Origin of the sequence: Nocardia sp. NPDC023733 (assembly GCF_040639775.1) — a bacterium.
Taxonomy (GTDB): Bacteria; Actinomycetota; Actinomycetes; order Mycobacteriales; family Mycobacteriaceae; genus Nocardia; species Nocardia rosealba.
The window spans coordinates 218,507-235,806 of the sequence record NZ_JBFAAN010000001.1; the positions used below are offsets into that span (position 1 = coordinate 218,507).

The 17,300-nt window shown below is 68.1% G+C and carries 16 protein-coding genes; 13 read left to right on the forward strand and 3 right to left on the reverse strand.

The genetic code is table 11. From position 1 onward, the window contains the following. Positions 1–44 precede the first annotated feature (44 nt). Positions 45–1,598 (forward strand): signal recognition particle protein, encoded by a 1,554-nt coding sequence (gene ffh, locus AB0F86_RS00940; protein ID WP_356986254.1) that lies wholly within the window; start codon positions 45–47, stop codon positions 1,596–1,598. A gap of 176 nt (positions 1,599–1,774) precedes the next feature. Here the strand turns inward: ffh and AB0F86_RS00945 are convergent, their stop codons facing one another. Beyond that, on the reverse strand, positions 1,775–2,566 hold the full coding sequence (locus tag AB0F86_RS00945) for a methyltransferase (protein ID WP_067636757.1): 792 nt from the start codon (positions 2,564–2,566) through the stop codon (positions 1,775–1,777). 100 nt (positions 2,567–2,666) lie between these two features. Here AB0F86_RS00945 and AB0F86_RS00950 point away from each other — a divergent pair, with 100 nt between their 5' ends. The 6 genes from AB0F86_RS00950 to trmD all read left to right on the forward strand — a co-directional run bounded on the left by AB0F86_RS00950 (position 2,667) and on the right by trmD (position 7,398). After that, positions 2,667–3,467, forward strand: a complete 801-nt coding sequence (locus AB0F86_RS00950; RefSeq protein WP_356986252.1) for a nuclear transport factor 2 family protein — start codon at positions 2,667–2,669, stop codon at positions 3,465–3,467. 711 nt (positions 3,468–4,178) lie between these two features. Next, complete coding sequence (locus AB0F86_RS00955) at positions 4,179–5,273, forward strand: amidohydrolase family protein (RefSeq protein WP_356987582.1); 1,095 nt, start codon at positions 4,179–4,181, stop codon at positions 5,271–5,273. A 233-nt stretch (positions 5,274–5,506) separates the two neighbouring features. Further along, the gene (gene rpsP / locus AB0F86_RS00960; RefSeq protein WP_181696808.1) at positions 5,507–5,947 is read left to right on the forward strand and encodes a 30S ribosomal protein S16; all 441 of its coding nucleotides are present in this window, start codon (positions 5,507–5,509) and stop codon (positions 5,945–5,947) included. Beyond that, positions 5,947–6,189, forward strand: a complete 243-nt coding sequence (locus tag AB0F86_RS00965; protein WP_056811833.1) for an RNA-binding protein — start codon at positions 5,947–5,949, stop codon at positions 6,187–6,189. The genes rpsP and AB0F86_RS00965 overlap by 1 nt, the downstream gene beginning before the upstream one ends. Next, positions 6,190–6,714, forward strand: coding sequence for a ribosome maturation factor RimM (gene rimM, locus AB0F86_RS00970; protein WP_357171617.1), 525 nt, complete (start codon positions 6,190–6,192; stop codon positions 6,712–6,714). Positions 6,715–6,717: 3 nt separating this feature from the next. Next, entirely contained in the window at positions 6,718–7,398 is a 681-nt protein-coding gene (gene trmD, locus AB0F86_RS00975; protein ID WP_225280360.1) for a tRNA (guanosine(37)-N1)-methyltransferase TrmD, read from the forward strand. On the opposite strand, the gene AB0F86_RS00980 is transcribed toward trmD, so the two are convergent. Together AB0F86_RS00980 and AB0F86_RS00985 are read right to left on the reverse strand one after the other, a co-directional pair. Continuing rightward, positions 7,395–7,763 carry a VOC family protein gene (locus AB0F86_RS00980; protein ID WP_356983821.1) on the reverse strand — a complete coding sequence of 123 codons (369 nt, stop codon included), beginning with the start codon at positions 7,761–7,763 and terminating at the stop codon, positions 7,395–7,397. The two genes, trmD and AB0F86_RS00980, sit on opposite strands and share 4 nt — an antisense overlap. Positions 7,764–7,898: 135 nt before the next feature. Next, positions 7,899–8,738, reverse strand: a complete 840-nt coding sequence (locus tag AB0F86_RS00985) for a LuxR C-terminal-related transcriptional regulator (RefSeq protein WP_356983823.1) — start codon at positions 8,736–8,738, stop codon at positions 7,899–7,901. A gap of 84 nt (positions 8,739–8,822) precedes the next feature. On the opposite strand from AB0F86_RS00985, the gene AB0F86_RS00990 reads away from it, so the two are divergent. The 6 genes from AB0F86_RS00990 (at position 8,823) to rplS (ending at position 17,276) form a co-directional block, all read left to right on the forward strand. Then, on the forward strand, positions 8,823–10,544 hold the full coding sequence (locus AB0F86_RS00990; RefSeq protein WP_356983825.1) for an AMP-binding protein: 1,722 nt from the start codon (positions 8,823–8,825) through the stop codon (positions 10,542–10,544). Continuing rightward, the gene (locus AB0F86_RS00995) at positions 10,544–12,157 is read left to right on the forward strand and encodes an AMP-binding protein (RefSeq protein ID WP_356983827.1); all 1,614 of its coding nucleotides are present in this window, start codon (positions 10,544–10,546) and stop codon (positions 12,155–12,157) included. Before AB0F86_RS00990 ends, AB0F86_RS00995 begins: the two co-directional genes overlap by 1 nt. A 112-nt stretch (positions 12,158–12,269) precedes the next feature. Further along, positions 12,270–13,412: a hypothetical protein gene (locus AB0F86_RS01000; RefSeq protein WP_356983828.1), complete on the forward strand. Its 1,143-nt coding sequence runs from the start codon at positions 12,270–12,272 to the stop codon at positions 13,410–13,412. Positions 13,413–13,459: 47 nt separating this feature from the next. Next, the gene (locus AB0F86_RS01005; RefSeq protein ID WP_356983830.1) at positions 13,460–15,862 is read left to right on the forward strand and encodes a Tex family protein; all 2,403 of its coding nucleotides are present in this window, start codon (positions 13,460–13,462) and stop codon (positions 15,860–15,862) included. 21 nt (positions 15,863–15,883) lie between these two features. Then, positions 15,884–16,774, forward strand: a complete 891-nt coding sequence (locus AB0F86_RS01010) for a hypothetical protein (protein ID WP_181696815.1) — start codon at positions 15,884–15,886, stop codon at positions 16,772–16,774. A gap of 160 nt (positions 16,775–16,934) precedes the next feature. Then, entirely contained in the window at positions 16,935–17,276 is a 342-nt protein-coding gene (gene rplS / locus AB0F86_RS01015) for a 50S ribosomal protein L19 (RefSeq protein WP_019048201.1), read from the forward strand. Positions 17,277–17,300: the final 24 nt, after the last annotated feature.

Below are 17,300 nucleotides of genomic sequence, written 5' to 3' on the forward strand. Positions count from 1 at the left end.
CTGGGAGGGCAATAGAGGTCCCTTTCAGATCAGGAGCGCGATCGGTGTTCGAATCCCTGTCCGACCGGCTTACCGGTGCACTGCAGGATCTGCGCGGTAAGGGGCGGCTGTCACCGGCCGACATCGACGCCACCGCGCGCGAGATCCGCCTCGCCCTCCTCGAAGCCGACGTGGCGCTGCCCGTGGTGCGCGGGTTCATCGCCAATGTGAAGGAACGCGCCAAGGGCGCGGAGGTCTCCGCGGCGCTCAACCCGGCCCAGCAGGTCGTCAAGATCGTCAACGAGGAACTCGTCGCCATCCTCGGTGGTGAGACCCGGCGCCTCAACCTGGCCAAGAACCCGCCGACGGTCATCATGCTGGCCGGTCTGCAGGGTGCCGGTAAGACCACCCTCGCGGGCAAGCTCGCCAAATGGCTCAAGGGTCAGGGTCACCAGCCACTGCTCGTGGCCTGTGACCTCCAGCGTCCCGGCGCTGTCACCCAGCTGCAGGTCGTCGGTGAGCGTGCGGGCGTGCCCGTGTTCGCCCCGCACGGCGGCACCTCCATCGGCGGTGGCGAGAACCCGCTCGGTATCACCGCCGCCGACCCGGTCGCGGTCGCCGCGGGCGGTATCGAAGAGGCAAAGGCCAAGCAGTACGACGTGGTCATCGTCGACACCGCCGGTCGCCTCGGCATCGACGAAGAACTCATGCGCCAGGCCGCGGGCATCCGCGACGCCGTGAACCCCGACGAGACCCTCTTCGTGCTCGACGCGATGATCGGTCAGGACGCGGTGAGCACCGCGGAGGCCTTCCGCGACGGTGTCGGCTTCACCGGTGTCGTGCTCACCAAGCTCGACGGTGACGCGCGCGGTGGTGCCGCGCTGTCGGTGCGTAACGTCACCGGCGCGCCCATCATGTTCGCCTCCACCGGTGAGAAGCTCGAGGACTTCGACGTCTTCCACCCCGACCGGATGGCCTCGCGCATCCTCGGCATGGGCGACGTGCTCACCCTCATCGAGCAGGCCGAACAGGTCTACGACGCCAAGCAGGCCGAGGAGACCGCCCGCAAGATCGGCAGCGGTGAGCTCACCCTCGAGGACTTCCTCGACCAGATGCTGGCCATCCGCAAGATGGGCCCGATCGGCAACCTGCTCGGCATGCTGCCCGGTGCGGGTCAGATGAAGGACGCGCTCGCGGCCGTCGACGACAAGCAGCTCGACCGCGTGCAGGCCATCATCCGCGGTATGACCCCCGCCGAGCGCGACAACCCGAAGATCATCAACGCCTCCCGCCGCCTGCGCATCGCCAACGGCTCCGGCGTGCAGGTCTCCGAGGTCAACCAGCTCGTCGACCGGTTCTTCGAGGCCAAGAAGATGATGGCCATGATGGGCCGTCAGATGGGTCTGCCCGGTGCGCGCCGCGGCAACAACAAGAAGGGCAAGAAGGGCAAGAAGGGCGGGCGCGGTCCCACGCCGCCGAAGATGCGCGGTGGGTTCCCCGGTATGCCCGCCGGTATGCCGCCGGGGATGGATCTTTCGCAGCTGCCGCCCGGTCTCGACCAGCTGCCGCCCGGTCTCGAGGGCATCGATCTCTCGCAGCTGAAGTTCCCGAAGAACTGAGCTGTGTTTTTGGAGCGCTGGCGCGCTCAAGTCGGCGGCCCTTGAGGTCCCGACGATCAGGCACCGTGGCTTGCTCCTTCGTCGCCTACGCCACGGCGCCTGTTCGTCGGGACGGCCGCCGACCGCCGCTTCGCGGCGTCCCCTCCTCGGGGTCGGGGAGGGCGGGGCCGGTTTGGTCAGAGCAGCTTGGGGATCAGGGCTTTTCGGTTCGCTGGGTAGTCGGCGAATTTCTCGCGGTACCAGCGGTGCGTGGCGAAGGCGCGTGGCACCAGGTTGCCCGCGGTGATCAGGAAGATCGCCACGCCCGCCAGCGACCAGGTGAGCAGTGCGAACCCGGCCCACGCGATCAGTTCACCGAGGTAGGCCGGGCTGCTGACGAAGCGGAAACCGCCGCCGTGCGGGACGCGGTACTCGGCGGCGCCCGGGTCGTTCTTGTCCCGCAGATTCCGCACGATCGACTCCGAGCGCACCAGCAGTGCGAAGCCGCCCAGGTACACGACCAGCCCGATCAGGAAACGCGGGTCGGTGAGCCAGGCGGTGCCGTACTGATTTTTGTAGTCGTTGCTGAAGAACGCGCCGTTGAGATAACCGTGCAGCGCCGTCACGAAAACGCCCGCTCCGACCACCGACACATTGAAGGTGCTCTTCTTGCCCGGCACCTGCCGGATCGACAGCGGGAAGAACCAGCCGCGATTGCCGTAGTGCAGTACCCAGATGGCGGCCAGCACCAGCGGGACGGGTTCGAAGCGGTCGGGTCCGCTCAGGTAGAACACCGCGAATACCACGGTCGCGGGCAACTCCATCAGCCACCAGCCCAGCTTCGGGTTCAGGTTGAAGCCCACCGCGTTGGAGGCGAAGCGGCCGTACGGGCTCTGCGCGAACAGCCCGCCGACGATGACGAACGCGGCGAAGCCGAACGCGATGGTCAGCACCGTGTCGTAGGTCGTGTTCCCGGTGTACCAGTCCATCGAGATCCTCTGTCCAGGCGTCCGGCACGATCGCCGACGCAAAACTAGAACACGTTCTATCATGGATCGGGCAGGGGAAACGCGACAATGGAGGACGCAGATGCCGCTCGACCGGACCGCTGAAGACCTGCTGGCGGCGGTGCTGGCATCCCCGCGCGCCGTGGCGGCCCATGACAAGACCGCCTGGGTCGGGCTGTTCGCCGAGCAGGCGGCGGTGCACGATCCCTACGGCTCGCATGCGCACATCGGGCCCGAGGCGATCTCGCGCTTCTACAACGTCTTCATCGCGCCCAACACCATCGCCTTTCGGGTCGAGCGCGACATCGTCGCCGGGCACACGGTGGTACGTGACCTACACATCGAGACGACCATGTCGACGGGGGCGACCGTTGTCGTGCCGATGCATCTGCGCTACGACCTGGTGGCGACGGATGGTGGGTGGCGGATCATCCGGCTTGCCGCGCACTGGGAGTTGGGGGTGATGGTCGGAAGGTTGTTGCGGACCGGGCCGGCCGGTGTGCTCGCGGGGGCGAAACTCGGGCCGCAGCTGGTCGGGGAGCTCGGTGTGGGTGGGGCGATGGGGATGATGCGAGCGTTGCGTGGGGTGGGCGGGCGCGGGAAGCGGATCGTGCGAGGGCTGTTCGTCGCGGCGGCCGGCGGGGACTCGGGGCGGGTTCAGGAGTTGCTCGGGCGGGCGAGTGTGCGGGTGGCGTCGGGGAACACGTTGAGTTCTGGGGAATTCGGTGAGATGGTGCGGTCAATGCAGTGGGACAAGATGATCGCGGCTGGTCGGACGGTGAGTGTCAGTGTGCGGATGGGGGAGTCGGGTGGGGTGGTGTTCGTGGACTTCGCGTCGGGCTCTTCGCGTATCGAGGGTGTGACGGTCTACCTCGAGGGCTGAGTTATCTGGAGTGCTGAGGATTGTGGGGGCGAAGACCCTCGGGGTTTTGTGCACCACAAAGGTATTGGGCTGTATTTTTGGAGCGCTGGCGCGCTCGAGCGCGGCCCCTGAGGGGCCGCGCGAACAGCGCTCGAGACTCGCGCCTGCGGCGCATGCGCTTCGAGCGCTGTTCGCGCGGCCGGGCCGCTGCGCCGCTTCGCGGCGGACCCTCCTCGAGGTCGGGTCGTGCGGGGTTGGGAGTGCGGTCATGGCGGACTTAAGTGGTGCCGTGTGGCTGGGAATGCTGTCATGGCGGACTCGAGTGGTGCCACGTGGGCTGGGAGAGACCGCAACGAGATCCACGCCCTCGTCGACAATCTCGCCGCAGCGCTCTGCGGTAGGCGGCCGACTCGGGCCGGTGCCACGTGGGCTGGGAGTGCGGTAGGCGGCCGACTCGGGCGGTGCCACGTGGGCAGGGGAGCGCGGTAGGTGGCGGACTCTGGCGGTGCAGTTTGGGCTGGGGGTGCGGTAGGTAGGGGCTCGTGTGGTGGGCGGGATTGTGGTGGGTGGCCGACTCGCGTGGTGCAGTGTGGCTCGGGATTGTGGCGGGTGAACGGCTCGTATGGAGTCGTGTAGCGGACTGGGAATGTGGGGGCCGGGAATGTGGTTTCGGCGGGTTCGGGGTGGGGTGTTGGCGGTAGGTTGGGGGCAGGCTGACGTCTGGAGGTTGGTGTGCATCTGCGTGGTGTGGTTCTTCCCGGTGATCAGGAGCTCGACCTCTGGGTGGTCGACGGTGCGGTGACATTCGAGCCGGTGGTGGGGGCCGAAACCCTCTGTCGCACAGGGTGGATCGTGCCGGGTCTGGTAGACGCTCACTGTCACGTCGGTATTCGGTACGGCGGCGGTGACGAGACGCACGAGGGTGCGATCGAGCAGGCCGAGACGGAGCGCGACGCGGGCGCCCTGCTGCTGCGTGACGCCGGCTCGCCGATCGACACCCGGTTCATCGACGAGCACGCCGAACTGCCGCGCATCATCCGCGCGGGGCGCCACATCGCGCGGCCCAAGCGCTACATCCGTGAACTCGGCATCGAGCTCGACGACGAACGCGACCTGCCCGAGATCGTCGCCGAACAGGCGCGCTTCGGCGACGGATGGGTGAAGATCGTCGGCGACTGGATCGACCGGTCGGTGGGGGACCTGCGCCCGCTGTGGAGCGACGGCATCCTGAAACAAGCGATCGACGCCGCGCACGCCAACGGCGCCCGCGTCACCGCCCACGTCTTCGGCGAGGATGCGCTGCCCGGTCTCATCAACGCGGGCATCGACTGCCTCGAGCACGGCACCGGCCTCACCGACGACACCATCGAACTGATGCTGGCCAACGGCACCGCACTGGTCCCCACCCTCATCAATATCGACACCTTCCCGGGCATCGCCGACTCGGCGACCAAGTTCCCCGTCTACGCCGCCCACATGCGCGACCTGCACCGCCGCGTCCGCGACACCGTCGGCAAAGCCCACGAGGCGGGCGTCCCGATCTACGCGGGCACCGACGCGGGCGGCTCCATCCGCCACGGCCGCGTCGCCGACGAGATCGCCGCCCTCACCGGCGCGGGCCTGTCCCCCCACGACGCCCTCGGCGCCGCCTCCTGGAACGCCCGCACCTGGCTCGGCCGCGAATCCATCACCGAAGGCGCCCCCGCCGACTTCGTCGTCTACGCCGACGACCCCCGCACCACCCCCGCCGCCCTCACCGACCCCCTCTGGGTCGTCCTCCGCGGCATGATCGTCAAAACCCCCAACCCGGTCACCGGCCACCGCTGATCGCGCCGTGCCCTCATGCGGCCCCGGCAACGGGCTTCGCGATCGCACCGGGCGATTTCAGGTGGGCTCGACCTGTCTGGCACAATGGACCACCGTCCTCCCTGGACAGTGTCAGCCCGTCTCCGGTTACGTACCGCGCGGCGGTCACGCACTTCATGCGCGAAACCGGACCCGCAGACCATGTGGGTCGCCGAATCGCGTGGTGACCAAACTACTGAAAGAGGCAGATCAGCATGGCTGTTCGCATCAAGCTCACCCGTCTGGGCAAGATCCGCAACCCCCAGTACCGCGTCGTCGTCGCCGACGCCCGCACCCGTCGTGACGGCCGTGCCATCGAGTCGGTCGGCAAGTACCACCCGAAGGAAGAGCCCTCGCTGATCGAGATCGATTCCGAGCGCGTGCAGTACTGGCTGTCCGTCGGCGCGCAGCCGACCGAGTCCGTGCAGCGTCTGCTGGAGATCACCGGCGACTGGCAGAAGTTCAAGGGCCTGCCGGGCACCGAGGGCACCCTCAAGGTGAAGGCCGCCAAGCCGTCCAAGCTGGACCTGTTCAACGCCGCGCTGGCCGCCGCCGACAACGAGCCCGTCGCCGAGGCCGTCACCCCGAAGAAGAAGGCCGCCAAGAAGGAAGAGGCTGCCGCCGAGGAGACCCCGGCCACCGAGGCTGCCGAGTAATGACTGCCGTTGTTGCCGACGCCGTCGAACATCTGGTTCGTGGCATCGTCGCCAACCCGGACGACGTCCGCGTCGAGCTGCTCACCGGCCGTCGCGGACGCACCGTCGAGGTGCATGTCCATCCTGAAGACCTGGGCAAGGTGATCGGTCGCGGTGGTCGTACCGCGACCGCGCTGCGCACCCTGGTCGCCGGTATCGGTGGCCGGGGTATCCGGGTCGACGTGGTCGACACCGACGCCTAGATGGAACTCGTCGTAGGTCGGGTCGCCAAGTCGCACGGTGTGCGCGGCGAACTCGTCGTCGAGGTGCGCACCGATGAGCCGGATGCCCGGTTCGCTCCCGGTGCCACCCTGCACGGCCGCATGCCGAAGTCCTCGGCGACCCGTGAGTTCACCGTGAAGTCGGCCCGAGAGCACTCGGGCCGACTTCTGGTGTTCGTCGACGGCGTCGACGACCGCACCGCCGCCGACGCGCTGCGCGGGCTGCTGTTCGTCGTAGACAGCGAAACCCTGCCCCCGTCCGACGATGACGACGCCTTCTACGACCACGAGCTCGAAGGTCTGCGCGTCGAACTCGAAGACGGCACCGTCGTCGGCAAGGTCACCGAGGTATTGCATTCCGCCGCAGGCGAATTGCTGTCGGTGCGCGCCGAAGACGACGGCCGCGAAGTTCTGATTCCCTTTGTCACCGCCATTGTGCCGACCGTGTCGGTCGCCGACGGTCTGGTGGTCATCACCCCGCCCGAGGGCCTGCTCGATCCGGAGTAATTCGTGCAACTCGATGTCGTCACGATCTTCCCGGAATATCTCGAGCCGCTGCGCACAGCGCTGCTCGGCAAGGCCGTCGACAAGGGCCTGATCTCGATCGGTGTGCACGACCTGCGTCACTGGACCCACGATGTGCACAAGTCGGTCGACGATTCGCCCTACGGCGGCGGCCCCGGCATGGTCATGAAGCCCACCGTCTGGGGCGACGCGCTCGACGAGGTATGTCCCGACGACGCACTGCTCGTCGTTCCCACTCCGGCCGGGGTGCCCTTCACCCAGGCCACCGCCCAACGCTGGTCCACCGAAAAGCACCTGGTGTTCGCCTGCGGCCGCTACGAGGGCATCGACCAGCGCGTCTTCGACGACGCCGCCCGCCGCGTGCGCGTCGAAGAGGTGAGCATCGGTGACTACGTGCTCATCGGCGGCGAGGCGGCGGTACTGGTGATGACCGAGGCCGTGGTCCGGCTGATCCCCGGTGTACTCGGCAATCAGCAGTCACACCAAGAGGATTCGTTCTCCGACGGCCTCCTCGAAGGCCCGAGCTACACCCGCCCGGTGTCCTGGCGTGGTCTCGAGGTGCCGCCGATCCTGCTGTCGGGCGATCACGCGAAGATCGCCGCCTGGCGTCGCGAGCAGTCGCTGCAGCGGACCCGCGAGCGCAGGCCCGACCTGCTGCCCGATTAGTTCGCCATCACCCGCGTGGTGATGCAGAACGGATGCCCGGCCGGGTCGAGCAGTACCCGCCAGCGCGGATCCTGTTGTACCGGTGCGGGTGTGGCGCCCACCGCCAGCGCGTGCTGTTCGCACAGAGCCAGGTCGGCATCGGCCGCGAGGTCCAGGTACACCGCGGGCGTGCCGGGCCATTGCGGCGGGTAGTAGCCCTCCACGTACTGTGCCGCGATCGTCAGTCCCGACGGTATGCGGATACCGACGCTGTGCTCGTCGTTCCACAGGACGCGGCCGCCGAGCAGCCCCAGGTAGAAACGGGCGAGAGACTCGGGGTCGGCGCAGTCGAGGGAGAGGCCGGCCAGCTGAAAAGGCTCCGTCATCGGATCGACGGTACCGGTCGGATTCCGCGCCGAGATTGTTTTGCGCTAAAGACATTTGGGTATTACTCGGGGTTGTTCGTTGTGTGATCGTCCAGAACGAGGATTGCTGGTTCCGTCCGGAAACAGGTGCGTGACTCAGGGGAGCAGCCCGTACCGCCGCGCCGTCACCACAGCTTCCTGACGGGTGCTTGCGTCGAGCTTGCTCATCGCGTGCCGCAGATAGCTCTTCACCGTCTCCGCCCCGAGTGAGAGCCGAAGCGCCACTTCCTGATTCGTGCAACCGAGGGCCACCTGGGCGAGCACGTCGATCTCCCGCCGCGACAGGCGGGGCGCTTCGTCGACGGGTGCCCCGGTCATCACGGCGGCCAGTCGTGCCGATACACCCGCCAGCCGGTCACGCAGCGCGGCATCGTCGACGGCGGCCGACATCGCACGCAGTTCGGCGTGGATCTCGCGCAGCTCCTCGGTGGCCGGTGTCGCGGCGACCGGTTCCGCGAGCTCGAGCAACCGCACCCGCCGATCCACCTCGTCGCGCACGGCGATCTCGTTCGCCAGCCGCCTGCCCGCCGCCATGATCACGTCGGCGGCGCGGTCGCCGAGGGGGCTCGCGCCACGGGTGGCCGCGTACAGCACCGCGCGCGGCCGGTCCCCGACCACAACCGGCACGGCGATCACCGAGCGCAGCCCCTCGCCCGAGACGGCCGCGTCGTAGTCGTGGGTGATGGTTGGTGCGCGGCGGTAGTCGGCCACGGCCGCCGGTCTGCGGTATTGCATCGCCTGCCCACCGAGGCCGGAGGTACGCAGCACCGACAGCCCGCGCAGACCGGTGGTGACGGTGCCGACGAACTCGGTGAGCAGCAAGGTGTCCTCGTCGACCGGGCCGCCGAACACCACGGGCACGTTCGCCCGGCGCGCCACCCAGCGGATCTCGGCACGCAAGGCGTCGCCGTCGCGGGGACGCAACAGGGAGCTCATGGATCACCCCTTTTCGGGGGTAGTGGCGAACGTGAGGTGTGCCACATTCTATGCGAGACCGGCACGGTGTTGAGGAGAACTGCGATGAGTACCGACCTGGACGCGCGGGTACGCGACCTGCTCGCCCGCTACGACGGCCCCGAGGCGTGCGCGGCCGAGTTGCTCTGTGACGGGCATCCGGCCGACGCGATCGCGTTCACGGTCGTCGAGTCCGACCTGACCGCCCGCGACCTGACCTACGGGGAGTTGCGCGAGCGTTCGTCGCGGTTCGCGGCCGCGCTGGCCGGGCTCGGTGTCGGCCCGGGCGACCGGGTGGCCACCCTGATGGCCAAGTCCGCCGACCTGGTGGTGGCGCTGCTGGGAATCTGGCGTCGTGGCGCGGTGCATGTGCCGCTGTTCACCGCCTTCGCGCCCGCTGCCATCGAGTTCCGGCTCGCGGCGAGCAACACAAGGGTTGTCGTCGCCGATGTCGACCAGGCACCGAAACTGCTCGCAGGCGAAGGATTTCCGGCCGGCGACGGCCCGGCCACACCGAGTGGGCGGATCGGTGCGGGTGCCGAGCCGTCGCTCGCCGCACCCGACTCGTCGGGATCGGCTGCCGGGCCGACGAGCCCGCCTATCACGATCGTCGCCGGCGAAGCCCTGCCCGGCACCTTGTCTTTCCATGACCTGCTCGACACGCACCGGGCCGACGACCCGCGGGCGGTCCCGGTCGCGGTCGGCGGTGACGGCCTGCTGGTCCAGCTGTTCACCAGCGGCACCACCGGAACCCCCAAGGGCGTACCGATCCCGGTACGCGCGCTGGCCTCCTTCCACGCCTACCAGGAATTCGCCCTGGACGTGCGCGGCGACGACGTCTACTGGAACGCGGCCGACCCCGGCTGGGCCTACGGCCTCTACTACGCGATCCTGGCACCGCTGGCCACCGGTGTGCGCAGCCTGCTGCTGCATGCCGGTTTCTCCGCGCCCCTGACCTGGGAGGTGTTGCGCCGCTTCGGTGTCACCAATTTCGCCGCCGCACCGACCGTGTACCGGGCGTTGCGCGCCGATGCGCAGGTGCCCGACGGGGTGGCGTTGCGCCGGGCCTCATCGGCGGGGGAGCCGCTCACGCCCGAGGTCGTTTCCTGGTCCCGTGACGCACTCGGTGTCGCGGTGCGTGACCACTACGGCCAGACCGAGCACGGCATGGTCATCTGCCACGCCTGGCACCCCGATCTGGATGTCGAGGCGCCCGCCGGTTCGATGGGCAGACAGTTGCCGGGCTGGGCATGCACGGTGCTCGCCGAGGACGCAGACACCGAGGCAGCGCCCGGCGAGGTCGGCCGGGTCGCCATCGACACCGACCACAGCCCGCTGCTGTGGTTCCTCGGCTACCTCGACGACCCCGAACGCACTTCGGCGCGGTTCACCGCCGACGGCCGCTGGTATCTGACCGGCGACGTCGGTGCCCGCGATGCCGACGGATTCTTCCGTTTCAGTGCCCGCGACGACGATGTGATCATCATGGCCGGGTACCGGATCGGGCCGTTCGAGGTGGAAAGCGTGCTGGTGATGCACGCTCAGGTCGCCGAAGCCGCCGTCGTCGGCATGCCCGACGAACTGCGGGGCGAGGTGCTCGAGGCATTCGTTGTGCCGCGCGAGGGTGTCGACGGCGACGACGAGCTGGTGGCCGAGCTGCAACAGCTGGTGAAGGACGAATTCGCGGCCCACGCCTACCCGCGACGCGTACATTTCGTCGCGAGCCTGCCCAAAACGCCCAGCGGGAAAGTGCAGCGGTTCCTGCTGCGCGGCAAGGAGATCCGGTGATGTCCGAACTCAGCTACGCCAGCGGTCCCGCGAGTACTCCGCTGCTCGGCGACACCATCGGCGCGAATCTCGACCGGACCATCGCGGCCGTTCCCGATCAGGAAGCCCTCGTCGACCGGACGACGGGCCGGCGCTGGACCTACCGCGAAGTGGGGGCAGCCGTCGACGCCGTCGCGACCGGACTCGCGGCCCGCGGCATCGGGCGCGGCGACCGGGTGGGCATCTGGGCACCGAACTGCGCCGAGTGGTACCTCGTGCAGTACGCGACGGCCAAGCTCGGCGCGATCCTGGTGAACATCAATCCCGCCTACCGCAGCAGCGAACTCGAGTACGTCCTCGGGCAGGCCGGGGTGCGGGCACTGATCGCGGCCGCGGAGTTCAAGTCCTCGAACTACGTGGCGATGATCGAGCAGGTGCGTCCGAATTGCCCTGCGCTGGAGCAGGTACTGATCCTCGGTACACCCCAGTGGCAGGAAGTGGCCGAGACGGCACCTGACTCGCAGCGCTTGGCCGCCATCGCGGCGACCCTGTCGGCCGACGACCCGATCAACATCCAATACACCTCGGGTACAACGGGATTCCCCAAGGGCGCGACCCTGAGCCACCACAATATCCTCAACAACGGCTTCTTCGTCGGCGAACTGTGCGGCTACACCAGCGCCGACCGGATCTGCGTGCCGGTTCCCTACTATCACTGCTTCGGCATGGTCATGGGCAACCTCGCGGCCACCTCACACGGTGCGGCGGTGGTGATTCCGGCGCCGTCCTTCGACCCGGCCGCCACGCTGGCCGCTGTGGCCGCCGAACGATGCACTTCGCTCTACGGTGTGCCGACCATGTTCATCGCCATGCTCGCCGAGCTCGACAACGGTGCGTCCCACGATCTTTCGAGCCTGCGCACCGGCATCATGGCCGGTTCACCGTGTCCGGTGGAGGTGATGAAGCGGGTGATCGACCGAATGGGGATGGCCGAGGTATCGATCTGTTACGGCATGACCGAGACCAGCCCGGTGTCCACCCAGACCCGGCGCGACGACAGCATCGAACGCCGCACCGCCACCGTCGGCCGCGTCGGACCGCACCTCGAGGTGAAGGTGGTCGACCCCGACACCGGTCGCACGGTGTCGCGCGGCGAACCCGGTGAGCTGTGCACCCGCGGGTACTCGGTGATGCTGGGCTACTGGGGCCAGCCCGACAAGACCGCCGAGGCGATCGACGCCGCCCGCTGGATGCACACCGGCGACATCGGCGTGATGGACGACGACGGCTATCTCTCGGTCACCGGCCGGATCAAGGACATGGTGATCCGCGGCGGCGAGAACATCTACCCCCGCGAGATCGAGGAATTTCTCTACACCCACCCCGATATCGTCGATGCCCAGGTGATCGGCGTCCCCGACGAGAAATACGGTGAGGAGCTGATGGTCTGGCTCCGTGTGCGCGAGGGCGCCGCCCCGCTCGACGCGGCCGCGATCCGCGACTTCTGCACTGGTCGCCTCGCCCACTACAAGATCCCGCGCTATGTGCACGTGGTCGACGAGTTCCCGATGACGGTCACCGGCAAGATCCGCAAGGCCGAGATGCGGGAGCTGGCCCTCGACCTCCTCCGCTGAGATCCGTCGCGGGCACGGCCGCCGTTTGCTACCGTGCTCGCGGCGGGCGGGCGCTCGATGCTCGCAATCGAATGTGCTGGGGGGCAGGGTGATCCGTCGCGTATCGATGCTCATGACAGTGATGTGCGCACTGGTGGCGGCGAGCGGAGCCACGGTCGAAGCAGGGCCGGGAGTCACGGTGCTGCCGCGCCCCGGCGGTGAAATGCCGGTGGGAACGACGACGCTGCATCTGGTCGACGCCGCCAGACCGGACCCGTTCGAAGCAGGCCGGACACGGGAACTGATGGTTTCGGTCTTCTACCCGGCCACCGACGTCGACCGTTACCCGCGGGCACATTACGCGTCGACCGAGTTGATCCCCGGGCTCGAGAAGACGCTGGGTATCGAACTTCCCGGCGTACTGACCCATGCCCATCGTGACGCGCCCGCCCGCGCCGGAACGACCTACCCGGTGGTGCTGTACACGCCCGGCGCCGGTGTTTCGCGTGTCCTCGGCACCGGCTTGGCCGAAGACCTTGCCTCGCGTGGCTACGTGGTTGTGACCGTCGACCACACCTATGAGACGGGACCGGCCGTCGAGTTCCCCGGCGGGCGCATTGTCTTACCCACACCCGCACCGAACGGTTTCGATACGACTATCCGCGAAAAGTACATTGCGGCAAGGCTGCTCGACTTCCGGTTCGTCCTCGACTCGCTGACCCGGCTGTCGAGTGGTGAGAATCCGGATTCCGAGCAGGACGCGCTACCCACCGATCTGGGGCTGGTACTCGATATGGAGCGGGTCGGTGCCGTCGGCCATTCCTCGGGTGGCTACACCGCGGTCGAAGCCATGCACACCGACCGCCGCATCGACGCGGCGGTCGACATGGACGGCCAGATCGGTGTCGACGAAGCATTCGGTCGCGCCGTCACCGAGGGCGTCGACAGGCCGACACTCGTGCTGACCAGCGCCCAGATCGAGCAGGTCGGTGACGGGAACCCGTCGTTCGACGCGTTCTGGGGTAAGGCCACCGGCTGGAAACGCCATCTGGCGATTGCGGATTCGGCGCACTACGACTTCACCGACATGCCCGCGTTCGTCCCCGCCCCTGCCAAGCCCGCTGCCGCGCAGTACATCGGCACCATCGATACCGAACGGATGGCGACGCTGGTGCGTTCCTACGTGGCCGCCATGTTCGACAAATTCCTGCGCGAGCGCACCGACACACTCCTGGATCGCCCGATCACCGAACCCGAGCTCACGACGGTGCGCTGACCTGGGATCGAGCCGGGTGTCGGCGGGGAGCTGTAGTCTCTGCGGCTGTGACGACAGCGCCCGAGATCGCCCGTTCGACGTCGAACGGCACTCCGACCGACAGCACGACCATCCTGGCCAGCGTGGGCAGGCGGATCGCCGACGAATTGGGGGTGCGCGAGACGCAGGTCCGCGCCGCCGTCGAACTGCTCGACGGTGGTTCGACGGTCCCGTTCATCGCGCGCTACCGCAAGGAGGTCACCGGCGGCCTCGACGATGCCCAGTTGCGTCAGCTCGAAGAACGGCTCGGCTACCTGCGCGAGCTCGACGAGCGACGCGGCGCCATCATCGAATCCATCCGCGGCCAGGGCAAACTCGATCCGGCCCTGCACGAGCAGATCATGCTCGCCGAGACCAAGGCCCGCCTCGAAGACATCTACCTGCCCTACAAGCCCAAGCGCCGCACCAAGGCCCAGATCGCGCGCGAGGCCGGCCACGAACCCGTGGCCGACGCGCTCATCACCGACCCGACCAACGACCCCGCGAACTACACCGCCGAGCAACTCGACGGCGCCCGCGCGATCCTGGTGGAACGCTTCGCCGAAGACGCCGACCTGGTCGGTGAGCTGCGCGAAATGATGTGGAACCGGGGCCAGGTCACCTCGACGGTGCGGGCGGGCAAGGAAGAGGCGGGCGCCAAGTTCGCCGACTATTTCGAGTTCAGCGAACCGTTCCACAAGCTGCCCTCGCACCGGATCCTCGCGTTGCTGCGCGGGGAGAAGGAAGAGGTGCTCACCCTGCACCTCGAACCCGACACCGAAGAACCCGAACCCGGGACGCGCACCATCTACGAGGGCCGCATCGCCAAGGCCTTCGGTATTGCCGACCAGGGTCGCCCGGCCGACTCCTGGCTGCTCGACACCGTGCGCTGGGCATGGCGAACCAAACTGCAGGTGAGTCTCGGTATCGATACCAGGATGCGGTTGCGTCAGGCCGCCGAGAAGGACGCCGTCGACGTCTTCGCCGCCAACCTGCGCGACCTGCTGCTCGCCGCGCCCGCGGGCACCCGCACCACGATGGGCCTGGACCCCGGCTACCGCACCGGTGTGAAAGTCGCCGTCGTCGACGCGACTGGTAAGGCCGTCGCGACCGAGGTCATCTACCCGCACAAGCCGCAGGGCCAGACCGAGAAGTCCCTCGCCGTGCTCGCCGCGCTGGTCGCCCGATTCAACGTCGAGCTCATCGCGATCGGCAACGGCACCGCCTCCCGTGAAACCGATGCCCTTGCCACCGAACTGATTTCGCGCATCCCCGAGAACAAGCCGACCAAGATCGTGGTCTCGGAAGCGGGCGCGTCGGTGTACTCCGCGTCGGCCTATGCCTCGGCGGAACTGCCCGACATGGACGTGTCGCTGCGCGGTGCGGTGTCGATCGCGCGCCGCCTGCAGGACCCGCTCGCCGAGCTGGTGAAGATCGATCCCAAGTCGATCGGTGTCGGTCAGTACCAGCACGACGTGTCCGAAACACTGCTGGCGCGCTCGCTGGGCGCCGTCGTCGAGGACGCGGTGAACGCGGTCGGTGTCGACGTGAACACCGCCTCGGTGCCGCTGCTGGCCCGCGTCTCCGGCGTGTCCTCCTCGGTCGCGGAAAGCATTGTGGCCCACCGTGATCAGAACGGCCCGTTCCGCAGCCGCACCGCGCTGCTCGAGGTGCCGCGACTGGGGCCCAAGGCTTTCGAGCAGTGCGCGGGCTTCCTGCGGATCCGCGGGGGTGAGGACCCGCTCGACACCTCCGCGGTGCACCCCGAGGCATACCCGGTAGTCCGCCGGATTCTCGAGCGAACCGGTAAGCCGATCGCCGAGGTCATCGGCAACACCTCGGTGCTGCGTTCGCTGAAGCCGGTCGAGTTCACCGACGAGAAGTTCGGTGTGCCCACCGTCAGCGACATCATCGCCGAGCTCGAGAAGCCGGGCCGCGACCCGCGCCCGGAGTTCAAGACCGCCGAATTCGCCGCCGGGATCGAGAAGGTCGCCGACCTGAAGCCGGGCATGGTGCTCGAGGGCGTCGTCACCAACGTGGCCGCGTTCGGCGCGTTCGTCGATGTCGGTGTGCACCAGGACGGCCTCGTACACGTCTCGGCGCTGTCGCACACCTTCGTCAAGGACCCGCGCGAAGTGGTCAAGTCCGGTGACGTGGTGAAGGTGAAGGTGCTCGAGGTCGACGTCGCCCGCCAGCGGATCGGGCTCACCCTTCGGCTGGATGACGAGCCGGGCAAGCCCGCCACGGGGGACAATCGTGGGGGCGGTGCGCCGCGCGGCCAGGGTCGTCCCCAGGGCGGTCGTGGTCAGGGCGGCGGCCGCGCGCAGGGCCGTGGTCAGGCGCAACCGCGCGGCGGCAATCAGCGCAAGCCGGCTGCCGAACCGACCGGTTCGATGGCCGAGGCGCTGCGCAGGGCCGGTTTCGGCAAGTAGGTCGACGACAGGGCGGGCGGCATGCGACGGTGGCTCGAAGACGATGTGATCGCGCACGGCCGCCTGCCCCTGCTCTGTTTCCTGCTGGGGTTCATCCTCGGTTTCGTAGTGATCCGGGTCAGCGTGCGCTTGATCCGCGCGCAGGTGAAGTGGTGGCCGGGCAACCTCAAGGCCGGTGACACCCACATCCACCACATGGTGTTCGGCGTCATCACGGTGCTGCTGTCGGGCATCGGCCTGATCGCCACGGCCGAGGACTCCACCCAGGTCACCTCGAGCGTGCTCGCCGCCTTCTTCGGCATCGGCGCGGCGCTGGTGCTCGACGAGTTCGCGCTGATCTTCTACCTGCGCGATGTGTACTGGGAGGAGCAGGGCCGCACCTCGGTGGACGCGGTGTTCGTCGCGCTGGCCGTGACGGGGCTGCTGCTGCTCGGGGTGCAGCCGGCGACCTTCCTCGACTACGACGATTTCCGGGAGTCGGCAGGTGTCGGGGTGCGCGTCGGGATCGTCGTCACCGTGGCGATCAATCTCGTCCTTGCCGCCATGGTGATCGCCAAGGGCAAGATCTGGACCGGGTTGTTCGGCATGTTCTTCACCCCGCTGCTGCTGGTCGGTGCGATCCGGCTGAGCCGCCCGGGAGCGCCGTGGGCGCGGTGGCGCTACGGGCACCGACCCAAGACGATGTCGCGCGCGATCGCCCGGGAGCGTCGCTACCGTCGTCCCGTGATCCGGGCCAAGATCTTCATCCAGGATCTGATCGCCGGGAAGCCCGACGTCGAACACGCACGCACCGCCGCCGAGGTCGAGTTGCGGCGCAAGGTCGTCGCGGCCCCGCCCGCGCCACCACCACACCCGCATCTGCTGCCGCGCCGACGGGCAGAAGCCGGTTCCGGCAAGCCCGCCGACGAGTGACCGGCGCCGCCCGATTTCAGTCGTGACCACCCTGTCTGGCACAATGAACCGGTTGCCTTGGGCGAGTCATGTCCGGGAGCACCCCTGTACTGAGCACGAACCGGTCGAGCGCGAGCCGCCAGGTTCCTCTGTTCGCGCGAAGAATCCGAAAAGGTGGAAAATGAACACCCTTGATTTCGTCGACGAGAAGTCGCTGCGTAGCGATGTCCCCGACTTCCGTCCCGGTGACACCCTGAACGTGCACGTGAAGGTCATCGAAGGCTCGAAGGAGCGCATCCAGGTCTTCAAGGGCGTCGTGATCCGGCGTCAGGGCGGCGGCATCGGCGAGACCTTCACGGTCCGCAAGGTGTCCTTCGGTGTGGGTGTCGAGCGCACCTTCCCCGTGCACAGCCCCAACATCGACCACATCGATGTCGTGACCCGTGGTGACGTGCGTCGCGCCAAGCTGTACTACCTGCGCGACCTGCGCGGCAAGGCCGCCAAGATCAAGGAAAAGCGCTGATCTTCCGGTAGCTCTTTCCGGCAC

Bases quoted from the DNA above. Each gene is read 5' to 3' on its own strand.
- AB0F86_RS00945 (WP_067636757.1), bottom strand. From the start codon at position 2,566: ATGGACTGGTACACCGGGAACACGACCTACGACACGGTGCTGACCATC.
- AB0F86_RS00950 (WP_356986252.1), top strand. From the start codon at position 2,667: ATGCCGCTCGACCGGACCGCTGAAGACCTGCTGGCGGCGGTGCTGGCA.
- rpsP (WP_181696808.1), top strand. From the start codon at position 5,507: ATGGCTGTTCGCATCAAGCTCACCCGTCTGGGCAAGATCCGCAACCCC.
- AB0F86_RS00965 (WP_056811833.1), top strand. From the start codon at position 5,947: ATGACTGCCGTTGTTGCCGACGCCGTCGAACATCTGGTTCGTGGCATC.
- rimM (WP_357171617.1), top strand. From the start codon at position 6,190: ATGGAACTCGTCGTAGGTCGGGTCGCCAAGTCGCACGGTGTGCGCGGC.
- AB0F86_RS00980 (WP_356983821.1), bottom strand. From the start codon at position 7,763: ATGACGGAGCCTTTTCAGCTGGCCGGCCTCTCCCTCGACTGCGCCGAC.
- AB0F86_RS00985 (WP_356983823.1), bottom strand. From the start codon at position 8,738: ATGAGCTCCCTGTTGCGTCCCCGCGACGGCGACGCCTTGCGTGCCGAG.
- AB0F86_RS00990 (WP_356983825.1), top strand. From the start codon at position 8,823: ATGAGTACCGACCTGGACGCGCGGGTACGCGACCTGCTCGCCCGCTAC.
- AB0F86_RS00995 (WP_356983827.1), top strand. From the start codon at position 10,544: ATGTCCGAACTCAGCTACGCCAGCGGTCCCGCGAGTACTCCGCTGCTC.
- AB0F86_RS01000 (WP_356983828.1), top strand. From the start codon at position 12,270: ATGACAGTGATGTGCGCACTGGTGGCGGCGAGCGGAGCCACGGTCGAA.
- AB0F86_RS01010 (WP_181696815.1), top strand. From the start codon at position 15,884: ATGCGACGGTGGCTCGAAGACGATGTGATCGCGCACGGCCGCCTGCCC.
- rplS (WP_019048201.1), top strand. From the start codon at position 16,935: ATGAACACCCTTGATTTCGTCGACGAGAAGTCGCTGCGTAGCGATGTC.